Annotated in this window: 10 protein-coding genes and 4 pseudogenes; 5 read left to right on the forward strand and 9 right to left on the reverse strand. The window is 66.5% G+C overall.

Annotation, left to right across the window (positions count from 1 at the left end):
• Nucleotides 1-723 precede the first annotated feature (723 nt).
• The 4 genes and pseudogenes from ACIPWY_RS40140 to proP form a co-directional block, all read right to left on the reverse strand.
• Complete coding sequence (locus ACIPWY_RS40140; RefSeq protein ID WP_393706194.1) at nt 724-1,098, reverse strand: STAS domain-containing protein; 375 nt, start codon at nt 1,096-1,098, stop codon at nt 724-726.
• A 132-nt stretch (nt 1,099-1,230) separates the two neighbouring features.
• Nucleotides 1,231-1,989 (reverse strand): IclR family transcriptional regulator, encoded by a 759-nt coding sequence (locus ACIPWY_RS40145; protein ID WP_393706193.1) that lies wholly within the window; start codon nt 1,987-1,989, stop codon nt 1,231-1,233.
• 183 nt (nt 1,990-2,172) lie between these two features.
• Nucleotides 2,173-2,285, reverse strand: a pseudogene (locus tag ACIPWY_RS40150) (IS5/IS1182 family transposase); the annotation flags it as partial.
• A gap of 143 nt (nt 2,286-2,428) precedes the next feature.
• The gene (gene proP, locus ACIPWY_RS40155; protein ID WP_393706195.1) at nt 2,429-3,952 is read right to left on the reverse strand and encodes a glycine betaine/L-proline transporter ProP; all 1,524 of its coding nucleotides are present in this window, start codon (nt 3,950-3,952) and stop codon (nt 2,429-2,431) included.
• A 735-nt stretch (nt 3,953-4,687) separates the two neighbouring features.
• Between proP and ACIPWY_RS40160 the strand changes: the two genes are divergently transcribed.
• Nucleotides 4,688-4,870, forward strand: a complete 183-nt coding sequence (locus ACIPWY_RS40160; protein ID WP_362910927.1) for a hypothetical protein — start codon at nt 4,688-4,690, stop codon at nt 4,868-4,870.
• A gap of 357 nt (nt 4,871-5,227) precedes the next feature.
• Complete coding sequence (gene snpA, locus ACIPWY_RS40165; protein ID WP_362910925.1) at nt 5,228-5,908, forward strand: snapalysin; 681 nt, start codon at nt 5,228-5,230, stop codon at nt 5,906-5,908.
• Nucleotides 5,909-6,508: 600 nt separating this feature from the next.
• Here the strand turns inward: snpA and ACIPWY_RS40170 are convergent.
• Nucleotides 6,509-6,889: pseudogene (locus ACIPWY_RS40170) on the reverse strand (XRE family transcriptional regulator); the annotation flags it as partial.
• A gap of 68 nt (nt 6,890-6,957) precedes the next feature.
• Between ACIPWY_RS40170 and ACIPWY_RS40175 the strand changes: the two are divergent.
• Both ACIPWY_RS40175 and ACIPWY_RS40180 read left to right on the forward strand, forming a co-directional pair.
• Nucleotides 6,958-7,890 (forward strand): annotated as a pseudogene (locus ACIPWY_RS40175) (IS630 family transposase); the annotation flags it as partial.
• 226 nt (nt 7,891-8,116) lie between these two features.
• Nucleotides 8,117-9,136, forward strand: a complete 1,020-nt coding sequence (locus ACIPWY_RS40180) for a DUF4331 family protein (protein WP_362910924.1) — start codon at nt 8,117-8,119, stop codon at nt 9,134-9,136.
• Between the two features lie 96 nt (nt 9,137-9,232).
• Here ACIPWY_RS40180 and ACIPWY_RS40185 read toward each other — a convergent pair whose 3' ends face one another.
• The 3 genes from ACIPWY_RS40185 to ACIPWY_RS40195 form a co-directional block, all read right to left on the reverse strand.
• Nucleotides 9,233-9,361, reverse strand: a complete 129-nt coding sequence (locus ACIPWY_RS40185) for a DUF6221 family protein (protein WP_401537073.1) — start codon at nt 9,359-9,361, stop codon at nt 9,233-9,235.
• A 191-nt stretch (nt 9,362-9,552) separates the two neighbouring features.
• On the reverse strand, nt 9,553-9,858 hold the full coding sequence (locus ACIPWY_RS40190; protein ID WP_401537075.1) for a hypothetical protein: 306 nt from the start codon (nt 9,856-9,858) through the stop codon (nt 9,553-9,555).
• Nucleotides 9,859-10,473: 615 nt separating this feature from the next.
• Nucleotides 10,474-11,982 carry an FAD-binding oxidoreductase gene (locus ACIPWY_RS40195; RefSeq protein WP_401537077.1) on the reverse strand — a complete coding sequence of 503 codons (1,509 nt, stop codon included), beginning with the start codon at nt 11,980-11,982 and terminating at the stop codon, nt 10,474-10,476.
• A 321-nt stretch (nt 11,983-12,303) separates the two neighbouring features.
• Here ACIPWY_RS40195 and ACIPWY_RS40200 point away from each other — a divergent pair, with 321 nt between their 5' ends.
• On the forward strand, nt 12,304-12,942 hold the full coding sequence (locus ACIPWY_RS40200) for an HD domain-containing protein (RefSeq protein ID WP_401537079.1): 639 nt from the start codon (nt 12,304-12,306) through the stop codon (nt 12,940-12,942).
• A gap of 536 nt (nt 12,943-13,478) precedes the next feature.
• Here ACIPWY_RS40200 and ACIPWY_RS40205 read toward each other — a convergent pair.
• Nucleotides 13,479-13,622, reverse strand: a pseudogene (locus ACIPWY_RS40205) (ectoine/hydroxyectoine ABC transporter ATP-binding protein EhuA); the annotation flags it as partial.

The following is a 13,622-nucleotide window of genomic DNA, read 5'->3' on the forward strand; positions in this document are numbered from 1 at the left end:
CACCGCGGCCTCATGGCCGGCTTCGGACCAGGCATCACCGCCGAAATCTCCCTCGGCACCTGGACCACCCAAACCGAAACCTGACACCCCCAAAACACCACCACACACGACCGCCCGCAACCCACACCAGGGCCGCGGGCGGTCAACTGCGTGATCCCACCCGCAGTCAGGCCGAAGAGAACACAAGAACAGGCCAGCTCGGCGCAACTCGCCAAACTCGCCAAACTCGTCCAGGAGCACTGGACAGTTGAGGCTCTGCACCACATCGGCGACGTGACGTTCAACGAAGACGCCTCGCGAGTACGCACCGGCACCGCACCTCGGCCATGGCCACCCTGCGCAACCTCGTCATCGGACTCATGCACCACGCAGGCTGGACCAGACGCCGCAGCGGTATGTGACGCCGGGGGCGACTGGTCGCCTGCGCGGCTTCCGCTGGGGGTGTGGTCGGCGGACCAGCGCAAGTACTGCAACAGCGATCAACTTGAGGGTGAGCGGGCACGGCAGTTGGACAAGCTCGGCATGGTGTGGAGCACCCACGACGATAGGTTCGGCGAAGGCGTCGCTGTCGCTAACTACGCCGTCCCACGTCGCCCAGGTGGCAAAGCAGGTGGCCGACGCCCTTGCCACCTTCGGCCCCGCGCCGGCCTGAGGCTCCGGGCCGGCCTGAGGCTCCGGGCCACGAGGCCGTCGAGAGTGGCTTGAAGGGGCCGGCCTCTCTGCTCATTGCAATTGCGGTGCGTCAGTTGCGCCTGCCGGACCGACCAGCAGGCCTCTCTGCGCCGGGGGCTGCGCGATGGCCTGCTCGACGGAGTCGTGGAACGAGTAGACGTGACGCAGACCGCCGAGAAAGAAGACGTGCAGGAGCCACTCGTCGGAGCAGGCAATGCGCAGCGATCCCTGACTGGCTTTGATGCGTTTGGTGACGGCGACGATCATGCCGAGGCCCATGGAGTCGAGGAAGGAGGTACTGCACAGGTCGAGAACAAAGTGGCGGTGGCCCTGGGCGAGCCTCCGGGTCACTGCGGCTTGTACGAGAGGTGCGAAGGCAATGTCGATCTCGTCGTTGGCTTCGACGACCGTCCAGCCGTTCGCCACGTGGCAATCGACTGACGAATGTGGCCCTGCGACGCCCTGATCACACACGTCCCTACTCCTCTGCACCTTTTACCGTTTTGTCCGTCTAGTCCATGAGACGGGCCGTGGCACGAAGTCACAAGGTCCGGGTTTTCAGATGGTGAGCGAAAGCCCGCGGGACACACGCTCCGCTGTGGCGACCAGCGTCGCCACAGCGCCTTCGAGACGGTCGGTTCGGTTGGCGCGCAGGGAGATACCAAGAGCGCCAAGGGTGTCCCCTTGGCGAATCGGCACTGCGACGCACGCGGTGCCCAGGGAGTATTCCTCGATGTCGGTGACGGCAGGCCTTTGGGGCGCGGCGTCGAGGCGTCGTAGCAGTTCGGCACGGTGAGTGATGGTGCGAGGGGTGAGATCGTTCAGCGTGTGGCGGGAGAGGTAGTCGGCGCGGCCGTCGCCGTCCAGCTCGCGCAGAACGCACTTGCCGAGCGCCGTGGCGTGTCCTGCGTCTTCGAAGCCGACCCACAGATCGACACGGGGCGCTTTCGGTCCGTCCACGATCTCCGCGACCCGGATCTCGCCGTCCTCGTAGAAGGTCAGATAGGTCGCGGCTGACAGGCCGTCTCGCAGCTCCGTGAGTGTCGGACGGACCCTGCTGAGCGCCGCCTGATCGCGGCTTCCTCCATGCAGCGCGCCCAGCCTCTCCCCCAGGACGAACGTGCTGTCATCAAGTTTGCGCACGTAGCCGTCGTGCACCATCGTGCGCAGCAAATGGTAGGTCGTGGCCAGAGCCAGGCCTGTCTCGCGCGCAAGCTGCTTGGCCGGCACGCCGCCTTCGTGCGCACCCACAGCCTCCATCAACCGGAAGGCTCGCTGCACCGACGCAATGAGCGTGGGGCCCTCCTTGCCGCCCATGCCTCCACATTGCTCCATGCGGACAAGTCGGGGCAAGTCCGGCGGGTAGGTTGTCTACCCGCCTCGGAGGCCCGGTCAGTACGGGGCGTAACGCAAATCGGCGGACGCAGCCACACTTCATGATCACGAATTTCGCCATGGGTCGTCCGTGCGGTGCCGGCGTCCAACAGCACCACACAGGGTGAAGGCGGGTGCATCACCTGCATGTCCGGCGGCGAGAACGAACGCGAGGGGGCGACAGCGGTCGTCGGCGGCAAGATGGATCTCGCGGTCAGTCCGCCGTGGGACCAGCCGATGGCGTGGTCGTCCGGCTCGCCGGCCGGGGCCCCACTCTCTCGCATGGTGGGCCAGGGCCAGGGATTCCACCTTCTCGTCCGTGCCGTCGTGCAGCGGTGTCATGTCCACTGGAAGGCGTGGATCCCGGACTCGTCGGGGCGCGTCACTCATCGTCCGGCGGCGAGTGACGCGCGTGCGGATGGCGCAGGCGTACCCAGATGTCGCGCGCCTGCCGTCCGGCGGCGGTGCGGCTGCGGGCCACGACTCTGTGGGCCTGTTCCGGCGTCTCGACCATGGGGCCAGATCCGCGCAGCGGTCGCCCCGCGGTCTCGTGCAGGAAGAACGTCGAGATGAGGCCGATCACTCCGGCGACCATCAGGTAGTACGCGGGGACCATGTTGTTGCCCGTCGCCTCGACGAGGCCTGAGGCGAACAGGGGGGTGGTGCCGCCGAAGAGCGACACGGACAGGTTGTACGCGATCGACAGGGCGCCGTAGCGGATCCGGGTGGGAAAGAGGGCCGGCAGTGTGGCGGCTGCGGTTCCCGCGAACATGACGAGCAGTATGCCGAGGATCGCGCACCCAAACGCCGGAAGCAGGATCCCGCCCTCCCTGATCAGCAGGAACGCGGGATAGGACAGCGCGATGAGCGCAATGCTCCCGGCCATGAACACGGGTCTGCGTCCCCACCGGTCGGACGTCCTGCCGACGGTGGTGATCAGCAGGACGACCAGGAGCATCGTGCCGAGGACCAGCAACTGCGCCGTCGTGTCGCTCTCGCCGAGCGTCACGGTCATATAGGTCGGCAGGTACGACGTCACCATGTAGTTGGTGACGTTGTAGAGCAGGACGAGGCCCATACAGATGAGTACCGCCTCCCAGTGGCGCGCGAAGATCTCCTTCACACGGCCCTTGCCCGACTGCCGGGCCTGCTCCACGGGGTCTTCGTCCGCCCCCTTTCCCGACGCCTGTGAGTGCGCGTACGCGGCCTCCTGCTTGAACGCGGGCGTCTCCTCCAGCTTCATGCGCATGTACAGGCCGATGAGACCGAGCGGACCCGCCACGAAGAAGGGGATACGCCAGCCCCAGTCCTCGAGGCCGTCGCTGCCGAGCGCCAGCGTGAGCACCGTCACCAGACCGGAGCCGAGCGAGTAGCCGACGAAGGTGCCGAAGTCGAGCCAGCTGCCGAGGAAGCCCCGGCGCTTGTCGGGTGCGTACTCGGCGATGTAGGTCGTGGCGCCCGCGTACTCGCCGCCGGTGGAAAAGCCCTGGACGAGACGGCACACCAGCAAAAGGACCGGGGCGAGGAAGCCGGCCGCCGAGTAGGTCGGCAGGAAGCCGACGGCAAAGGTGCTGGCCGCCATCATGATCATCGTGGCGGCGAGCACCTTCTGCCGGCCCACGCGGTCGCCGAGGGGCCCGAAGACGAGCCCGCCCAGGGGACGCACGACGAAGGCCGCGGCGAAGGTGGCGAAGGTGGAGACGACCTGCGCGCCGGGGGAGCTCGACGGGAAGAAGACCTTGCCCAGGGTGCCCGCCAGGTAGGCGTAGACGCCGAAGTCGAACCACTCCATGGTGTTGCCCAGAGCGGCCGCGGTGACGGCCTTGCGCACCTGCGGACGGTCGGCGACGGTCACGTCCTCGGCCGTCAGGGCCTTCTTACGGCGGCGCAACAGCGTACGCAGCATGCGGTCGGTGGCCGGATGCGACGCGCGCGGAGCGATCCGCCCGGGCGGATCGGATTTCCGGCGCCGGAAGAGACCTGGCATGGGCGGAGCCTCTCTGCGGACGGCTGCGGGAGCCGCGGGCTGCGGCACCGACGCGGGGCTCCCATTCTTCGCAGTGGGCGGCCGGACCGCCTCCAGAGGCGGGCTGTACGCGTGGCCCGGGTCACACCGACGCGATGATCCCTCCTCGACAAGCAGCACCGTCCGCGTGCCGTCCCGGCACGGCCCACACCGCGGCATGTCTGCGCCATGGCCGGCCTCGGCCCCGAACGCACGCCCCGCCCCGCCTCCCGGTCAAGGTGCGCACTTCTCACCGGCCCGGGACCGGACGCCGGGTTCGCCCTGTTCGAACCCGGAAGCACACCCTGTTCGAGCCCGGAAGCACACCCTCACCAGGCCCGTCACGGTTCCCAGGAAGACATCGATCCCCTGGAGCCCCCACCGGCGGACACCGGCCCGAACGACGTGGCCCCCTCCGGCTCCAACGACCACCGGCGCCAACCGACCCGTCGGGCCGCCTCTCCTGCCGCCGAATGGAGGACCAACACGCCCCGCCACAGCAGCCCACTCGCGACTTCACCACGGCACAGCCCCCCGGGGGGACGACACCACCCTCCGCCCCGTACGGCGCCGCGTCACAAGCGTGTGACCCGAAGAGACACGCAGCGCCCGCAGGCGGCCGCCAGACGCACCCGCATGGCCGTCCGGATTGCACCGGCCGAACGGGCCGCACGCAGCAACAAGGACCGCACACGCAACGTGGCGACGCAGCCACCAGGCGGCGAAGCCGATGCTCACAACCCACTCGGCGCGAAGGAACAAAAGCCGACGTTCTATGACATCGGCCACAGCGCCCCGCCAACCAACCGGCACACCTAGTAGATACGGCATGGCAGGCATCTGAGCGTTTGTCCATATTTGTCCTAATTTGAATCCTGCCGTGCGTCCCGGGATCCCGCCCGGCCGGCACACACGCCCGTTGCCCCGCGGTGCAACGCTTCTGACGCCGCGACAGGTTCCCGGCCGGCCGCCATGCACGGACCGCAAGACCCGCACACGGCCCTGGCGAGGTCCCGGGACCTACGAGGCGACGTAGTGGCGGGACCCCTTGTGCGCCCCGCCGAGCCGTTCTAAGAATGACGACCCACAGGACCTCGCCGCAGTTCGGAACCGGTGCTCACACAGAAGTGACCACACACCGGCCCTCGGCGTCACCAAGCGAGTAGGAGCCCCCGTATGAAGCCGTCCCGAACGTCCGCGAGGCTCCTCGCCCTCGCTCTCGGCCTCGGCCTGGCCTCCAGCGCGCTGGGCGCCGCAGTGCCGGCAAGCGCCCAGACGGCCGCCACCCCGCCCGCTGCCGGCAGCACCTCCGTGGCGCGGTACGGATCGGCCAAAGAGGCATCGAACAACAAAGCATTCTTCGAGGCCGTGCTCAAATCGGTCGCCGACAAGCGCGCCGCCCAGCCGAACACACAGGCGGTAACTGTCTACTACAACGCCTCCCAGGCACCGAGCTTCCGCTCACAGATATCAAGCGCGGCCTCGATCTGGAACAGCTCCGAATCCAACGTCAAGCTCCAGGCAACATCCAGTGGCGCCGACTTCTCCTACCGTGAGGGCAACGACCCGGAAGGGTCCTACGCCTCCACCAACGGCCACGGAAACGGCTACATCTTCCTCGACTACACCGAGAGCCGGCAAAACGACTCCATCCGCGTCGCCACCCACGAGACCGGACACGTACTGGGCCTGCCGGACCACTACAGCGGACCGTGCAGTGAACTGATGTCAGGCGGCGGCCCCGGCCCCGCCTGCACCAACCGCTACCCGAACACCACCGAACGCTCACGCGTCGACCAGCTGTGGACTACCCGACTCACCCAGACCCCGGACTGGCGCAGCCGCCAGACACAATGAACCAGGCGGAGCCGGACGGGGCTGTCGATCCAGAGCCCCGGACCCACTGCCGCGCCGAGGCCCCCGGGGCCCGCTGCGCGATCACTGCGTGAACTGGCTGCACAGGTGGCGTGGGTGGCGCGGCGATGTACTGCATCGCCGTCCGCGCTTCGGCGTCGGTGTACTGCGCGAGGCTGAAAGCGCCGGACTTCTGTCCCGGCGCCTTCAGCCCGTGCGAGCCAGCCGAACACCCTGCCGCGGCCGCAGCGCTCCTTGATCTACGGCACCAGGGCCTTGCCGCCGACACACGCACAGCTCACGACAGTCAGTCGGCTCGGCCAGCCTCCCGGCTGACACGGAAAGCGGTTCCTCAGGCTCAGCTCGCCAAGGCATCACGCTCCGGCCACGACCGCAGACGTGCTCCTTCCAGCCACCATGCCGGCGCTCACCAAATGCCATCGATGACCGCTTCAAATGCGAGGCGCCACTGAGAGTCCTCGGCTTCGAAGGGGAGCGGGTAGTACTCAGTGCGTGCCATTGCTTACTCCTCAACCGGACGGGCCGTGTCCCACACGGCATGGAAGCTGGCCGCGTAAGTGCCGAACATCCCGCCGTCCTCAGTACGCCGCAGCCGTCCGCGACTCGTTCCGCCGACTCGTTCCGCAGGAACACCGCGGCGTACACGAGGACGTAGATGCGTTCGCCGGCCTGCCGGAACAGATCCACGAAAACGGATACCGGGCGATCGGCGCGCTACGGGTTGAGCGCCACGACTTCGGGGCTCACCCTGCGTGCCTTGCAGGGCTGGCGAAACGCCGGCCACAGAGCAGGCACGTCCTCGCACAGAGCCTCCGCCGCTCGCAGGGCGGTCACTTGGCGAGGGACGCGGCCCGAATTGACCCACCCCTCGGCAGACTTCGGATCGACCTCCGCCCTCGCCGCCAGCACCTCGTGGGTCCACCCGCCCGCCGCCATGACCGCCCGGAGACTTTCGTTCGCCATAACCCGCGCCACCACAACAATCGCGGTGGAACATCAGCATCGGCACACGCCAGACGCAGTTACGGATCGCTGCGGGCACGGTCCGCAAGTGGCGTCGCCGGTTTCTGGCCGGCCGCCTGGACGGGTTGGTGGACGAGCCCCGGCCGGGTCGGCCACCCACCATCAGTGTTGAGCAGGTGGAGGCGGTCGTGATCGGCACGTTGAAGGAGATCCCGATGAACGCCACTCAATGGTCGCGTTCATCGATGGCCGATCGGAGTGGCCTGTCGAAGTCGACCGGGGGCCGGATCTGGCGAAAGTTCCAGCTCAAGCCGCATCTGACCGACACCTTCAACCTGTCGGCGGACCTGTTGTCCGTGGAAAAGGTCTACGACGTGGTGGGGCTGAATTTCAACCTGCCCGAGGGTGCGGTGGTGTTGTCGGTGGACGAGAAGTCCCAGATCCAGGCTCTGGACCGCTCTCAGCCGGTGTTGCCGGGCATGCCCGAGCGCCGCGCACATGGCTACGTCCGAAACGGTCTGACCACCTAGTTCGCGGCCTTCGTCATCGCGACCGACGAAGTCATCACCTCACTACACCGCCGACACCGGGCAGCGGAGTTCAAGAAGTTCCTCATCAAGATCGACAATGAGGTCCCTGAGCATCTGCAGGTCCACTTGATTTGCGACAACTACGGCACCCACAAGACCCCGGCCATCAAGGCATGGCTCGCCAAACACCCGCGGTTCCACCTGCACTTCACGCCCACGGGTTCCTCGTGGATCATCCAGGTGGAGCGGTGGTTCGGCTTCCTCGCAGACCAGAAGATCCATCGCGGCGCACACAAGAGTGTGCGTTCCCTGGAGGCTGACATCCGCGCCTGGGTCAAGCAGTGGAACGAGAATCCAACCCCGTTCACCTGGACCAAGACCGCCGAAGAGATTCTCGACCCGCCCGCTTCTGCGGACGGATCTCCGGCGCAGGACGCTGGAGCGTGTCTCTTTTGTGAGTTGATCAATTGATCGGCGGCCCCCTGAAGGCGTGCTCTCCAAGCGCGAGACGATCGCTTCCCGCCTGTCGGTGACCCATCCGAGCGTTGTTTGGCGGCTGCGCGTTCGCCCTCGACAGTCGGACTGCTGTGGCGGCTAGCTTGGACGCACCGTCCAGGTGCGGGCGTACCTCACTCGCCCCAGAACGGCCGTTGAGCGGTAGCTGTTCTCCGACCTGCGAGCAATGGAAGGGCCTGACATGTCCAACCACTTCACCGGCCTCAGCCTTGGGCCACCGCTGGGCGACCAGCGCCTCGATCTGTGCGACCTGTACGCCTTCGGGGCACCCGGCGATCCGAGCAGGACCGTTCTCATCCTCAATGCCAATCCCAATGCCGATGCCCTGCACCCCGACGCCGTATACCGACTGAACATCGACAACGACGGCGATTACCTCACCGACATCGCCTTCAGCTGGGTCTTCAGCCCGCCGGCGTCCGACGGCTCCCAGACCTACAGCGTCTTCATGGCAACCGGTGCGGAATCCTGTATGCCCGAGGCTGTCGGCACCAAGATCGTGTCGAACGCCGCCGTCTCTTTCGGCCCTCAGGCCAAGGTGGTCAGCAGCGGCGACTACAAGGTGGCCGCCGGTAGCCGCAGTGATGCCTTTTTCTTCGACTTCGACGGCATCAAGAATCTGTTCGATACCAGCGGCAACCGGAATTTCACCGCGCCCCATCTGGGTGGAGAGTCCCCGTGGACCGGCGTCGACTCCAACAGCACGGCCAACGTCTTCTCCCTGGCCATCGAACTGCCGACCGCGGAGCTGGCCCCCAAGCCCGAGCTGCACATCTGGGGCCGGTGCAGCGTCCTGCGCGACGGCGAATTCGTCCACGCGGACCGGGCCGGGCACCCCTCAATGAGCAGCTTCTTCAACACCGACGACACGAAGGAGGAGTACAACGCCAGCGAGCCGGTCAACGACCGGGCCAGGTGGACGGATCAGTTCGTCCACCTGTTGGGCCACACCGGCGGCTACTCGCGTGAGGAGGCGATCACCGCGCTCGACGAGCACGGCCTCCTGCCGGACGTGCTGCACTTCGACCCGTCCAAGCCTGCCGCGTACCCGAATGGCCGGACTTTCACGGAAGACGTCATCGACATCCGCGTCGCGTTCCTCACCAAGAACGAGGCGCCGCCCACCGGTCTGACGCCGCACACCGACACCCTGGACCGGTTCCCGTACCTCGGCAACCCGCACCCGGCAACCACCTCCTGACGGATCCCTGCGGGACGCACCCGGGGCTCCGACGGCCGAGCAGGGACAGGCCGATCGATCAGTGAACCGGACTGGATCCTGTCTCTTCGGAGATTCCTAGGAGCGCCATTCCTGCTGGTAGGCGGGATGCTCGGCATACGACTGGGCAAGGGCACGAGTCACGTTGTCGAGGCCCACGTGACGCGAGTCTGCAGGGTCCATGGCCGTGTAGTCCCGTGCCAGCATGTCGTTCTTCCAACTTCAAACGGCCCAGGGACCGCCCGGAGACTGGCCGCGCGACCCCGACTCCAGTCGCACCGGCCGCTGCCCCTACCCCGTGATGTGCAGCGCCTTCGGCGTGGTCGGACGGCCGTATGACCAGCGGGTGTTGGCCCTCCCCCGAAGCATTCGCACACCGCCAGGGACACCGGGCGCCCCTACCCTCCGCCGACCCGCCACGTAACCAGCTCGGCGAACTCCAAAGCCCACCACGCCGAAGCGCCTCTCCCATATTGGGAGGGACGCCAACTTCTTTGCCCGCTTCCCGGAAAGGGATCGTGGTGACGACGTCGAGCATCTCTCTCGAGGCGCTCGCCGTGGTGTTCAACATGGTCCGCCGCCGTCTCCTTATGACGGGCCACTGCTCGTACTCCCAGACGGCGATCTTCCCTTCGTCGCGCTCGGTGGCCTTGCCGGAGGGGGACCTGCACGCTCCAGCTGATGCGGTGCAGCAGCAGGTCCATCCCGGCCAGGGTGTACTCCACCCTGAACCGTCGGTGCACGCCTCAACGACCCTGGCCGGAGTCCAGCACTGGTCGCTCCAGCCTGCGGCGGCCGGGCCGGCATCCAACACCGTTTCCAGCCCCCGCAGTTGACTCGCATCGAGCTTGCAGCGGGCACCGCCGGGGCCCTTGGAGAGCAGAGCCTGCCGACCACCCCCAGCCAGTGCCCGTCGCCAGCAGTTCGCCGATATCCGCGTCACCCTGAACCGCCGGCCCACCTCCCGGTCGCCGGCCGCCGCCTCGATCAGATCAGCGGCCGTCAACCGGACTACCACGCCGAACCTGCTCCCCAGCCGTCAGCCCTCCGCCATCGGGATACCTCATCGCTCCGGCATAGAGCAGCCCACGACAGCCGTCACGACCCCACCCACACCCTTAAGGATCTCCAGCGGCCGGTGGGCTCCTCCGATCAGTCTCCAAATGGCGTGCCGAGATCGGCAAATTGCCCAGAAAGAGGCTCTCCAACCACGATTATCGAACCGCAGCAAAGTCAGGCTCTCTTGAGCGAAAGGCCTGAGACGGGTAGGCACGGCGGAGCCCCCTCACCGGTCGGCAGGGGGCTCCATCAACGCTCGGTCAGCGGGACGCAGGCGGGATGCTCTGGTCGTACTGGAAGACGTTGTGCGGGTCGTACTTCGCCTTGATCTCGCGCAGGCGGTCGAAGTTGTCCCTCCAGTAGGCGGTTTCCCAGTCCTGCATACCGACGTTCGGTACGTTGACGTAGGCACCGTCCACGTAGGGGCGCAGGGCCTGGCTGAACTCGGCGATCCAGGCCTGAGCCTGCGGGGTGAGCGGGTCGCAGATGCCTGGCTGGTCGGAACGGGTCCCCCAGCCGGCACCGGGCTCGGAGTAGAAGAGTGCGTCGCGATGCGGGAACGCCGTGCCGCCGCGGGGACTCCTTCTGACCGCCCCACCGAACGCCTGAGTGAAGAAGTTGCTGTCGTCCGTGGGCGCGTCCCGCATGAACGAGGCGATCACGTCAATCGCTCTGCCCGGGAACGGCTTCCTGGTGAACTGAGAGTAGAACTTCCAGTTCGCGGGTTCGTTCTCGGTAGGAATCTGGAATCCCGAATACACCTCGCCCCAGTTGCCGACCTGCACCGACACCTGGGGTGTACCGACCGACAGGATCGGGGCCAGCAGCTTCTTGGCCTCCGCTGGCGTCCCCTCCGCGAGGACCGCGAACAACAGGGTCTGATTGCGGTGAATTTCGACCTGCGTGCCAAGGCGGTCATCGGCGTGCAGTGCGGTGCGCTGCCAGGCATCGAAGACCCTACGTAGGTCATCGATGCCATCCCACGTCGCCTGCACATACGTAACGCTCTTCAGCGGAGCCACTTTGTACGTGAGTGAGGTGACGATCCCGAAGTTGCCGTTGCCCGCACCGCGCAGCGCCCACAACAAGTCCGAGTTATGGGTCAGATCTGCCTTGATCACCTTTGCGCACTCGCCACCTTCGGCCACGACGACCTCGGCGCCGATCAGGCTGTCGCACGCCATCCCCAGCCAGCGGGTCAGGAAGCCGAAGCCACCACCGAGCGTCGCGCCGGCCAAGCCCACCGTGCCTTCGGTGCCTGTCGTCACCGCGAAGTTCCGCTTCGCGAGCGTGGTCACCGCTTCCAGCTGGTTGAGTCCGGCACCGACCGTCGCGACACGAGCAGCACTGTCGAGATGGACCGACTTCAGTTCGCTGATATCGATCACGAGGCCGCTGTCGACGTTCGACCAGCCCTCCAGGCTATGGCGGCCGCTCCGGACCCGCAGCGCGACATCATTCTGCCGCGCCCAGGTCAGGGCGTTGACCACGTCCTGAGTGTTCTGAGCGAAGACGATGACCAGCGGATAGTGAGAGAAGAGCTGGTCCCAGCCGAGGCGCGCGTCCGTGTACCCAGGGTCGTGGGGACGGACGATGCGGCCGGTCAGCTTCGCCGGCGAACAATGCGCCGAGTACGCCTCATTTGCGGAAGTCTCCGTCGCGGCACTCGCACTAGTGGTCGTGGCCGCCGCGACGCCCGGCACGACGACTGCGCCGGCGCCGGCGACCGCAGAAGTCTTCAGCAATCGGCGACGGGAAAAGTCGTTCATGGTCCGTGTCCTCTCGACCACCCGCGGGCGTGAATCGGTCATTTATGGATTACTTTGGCGAAGCGGACGCTAGCAAGCGTGATCGCAGGGGACCCTTTCGACACGCTCAGCACCACCGCCAAGGCGCCTGACACTGCAGCTCCCAGCGTCGCGCATCGTCTTCGCCGGTGCTCCAGCAAGAGTTGTCCGTGGAAGGGCACTCAACGATGACCAACGTCGGCAACTGCCGACAGCTCAGCGACAGGCCAGAGCAATGAATGACCATGAGAACAACGGACGCACAGTCCACTCGTGACAGATCGCATCGGAAAGAGCGGACGCATGACCGACATCATCGCAGGGGTGGAAATTCCCGAGACCGCGGCCGTGGCGGAGGCCACGAGCCACCTCCGGGAAACGATCACGCCCCTGATCTTCCATCACTCCCGGCGTGTTTTTCTCTTCGCCTCCCTGCACGCGCGCGAGTTCGGCCTGCAGCCCGATCCCGAGCTGCTCTACATCTCCGCGATGTTCCACGACACCGGCCTCCTGACCCCGTTCTCCGAGGAGGAACAGCGTTTCGAGCTCGACGGCGCCGACCACGCGCACAAGTTCCTGCTCGACCGCGGGTTCCCCAAGAGCGCCGCCGAAGTGGTCTGGACGGCGATCGCTCTGCACACGACGCCGGGGATTCCCGGCCGGATGGGACCGGAGATCGCTGCCACCAACTACGGCGTTCTGACGGACGCGGTCGGCTGGGGCCTGGACGGACTCGAGGGCGACCAGGTGGGCGAGATCGTCGCCGCTCATCCGCGCGGAAATTTTAAGAAAGAATTTGTACAAACATTCATCGAGGGGCTCAAGGACCGTCCGGACACCACGTACGGGACCATCAATGCGGACTACCTGGAACGCTTCGTTCCCGGCTTCCACCGCACGTCCGTGATTGAGCGGATCACCGATGCACCCTGGCCGCAGTGAGCCGACACCAGTCACGGGCGTGCCGATGAAACCCCTAGGTTCCTCCGCGGACCTCGCCCTCTGGGACGACGCGCCGCCTTCACCGTTGTGACGGTCTCCACCGTCGTGCTGAGGGCGACTGCGAGTGCACCCTCGCCGATCTATCCCCTCAACCGGGAGAGCACTGAGACTCTGCCATCCTCTGCAAGTTGCCCTTGTATTGGAGTAATTGGGCGGTCGTTGAGTCGTTGGGGGTGCGACGTCGACACTGCCTGCGGCATGCCGCCCGGCTCTGCGCCCCGCACCGGAAGATCACGGCGGTATGGGCGACGGCGGCTGCGCCGGCCGTCTGATCGACGGATCTTACGGGCTGCCGATGGCATGCGCCGTGTGGCGCTCCCCGTCAAGTAGCCATGTCGGGCGGCGGTTGAGGCTGCGGCAGGACTGACAAAGAAGGCGGTGCGGACTCCATGTCCGTACCGCCCCCTCCCCCTCCGCCACCTCCTTCTGCTTCTGCTTCTGCTTCTGCTTCTGCTTCTGCTTCTGCGTACGCGGGGCTACAGGACCTTCGACAGGAAGGACTGTGTGCGTTCGTGCTGCGGGTTCGTCAGGACGTCGCGCGGGTTGCCCGATTCGACGACGACACCGCCGTCCATGAAGACGAGGCTGTCGCCGACCTCGCGTGCGAAGCCCATCTCGTG

Source organism: Streptomyces sp. NPDC090032, from assembly GCF_044748025.1.
In the GTDB taxonomy this organism is placed as follows: Bacteria; Actinomycetota; Actinomycetes; order Streptomycetales; family Streptomycetaceae; genus Streptomyces.

Coding starts and splice junctions, on each gene's coding strand:
- proP (WP_393706195.1), bottom strand. CDS start 3,952: ATGCTGCGTACGCTGTTGCGCCGCCGTAAGAAGGCCCTGACGGCCGAG.
- ACIPWY_RS40200 (WP_401537079.1), top strand. CDS start 12,304: ATGACCGACATCATCGCAGGGGTGGAAATTCCCGAGACCGCGGCCGTG.
- ACIPWY_RS40190 (WP_401537075.1), bottom strand. CDS start 9,858: ATGGACCTGCTGCTGCACCGCATCAGCTGGAGCGTGCAGGTCCCCCTC.
- ACIPWY_RS40180 (WP_362910924.1), top strand. CDS start 8,117: ATGTCCAACCACTTCACCGGCCTCAGCCTTGGGCCACCGCTGGGCGAC.
- ACIPWY_RS40195 (WP_401537077.1), bottom strand. CDS start 11,982: ATGAACGACTTTTCCCGTCGCCGATTGCTGAAGACTTCTGCGGTCGCC.
- ACIPWY_RS40145 (WP_393706193.1), bottom strand. CDS start 1,989: ATGGGCGGCAAGGAGGGCCCCACGCTCATTGCGTCGGTGCAGCGAGCC.
- ACIPWY_RS40160 (WP_362910927.1), top strand. CDS start 4,688: ATGGCCGTCCGGATTGCACCGGCCGAACGGGCCGCACGCAGCAACAAG.
- snpA (WP_362910925.1), top strand. CDS start 5,228: ATGAAGCCGTCCCGAACGTCCGCGAGGCTCCTCGCCCTCGCTCTCGGC.
- ACIPWY_RS40185 (WP_401537073.1), bottom strand. CDS start 9,361: ATGCTGGCACGGGACTACACGGCCATGGACCCTGCAGACTCGCGTCAC.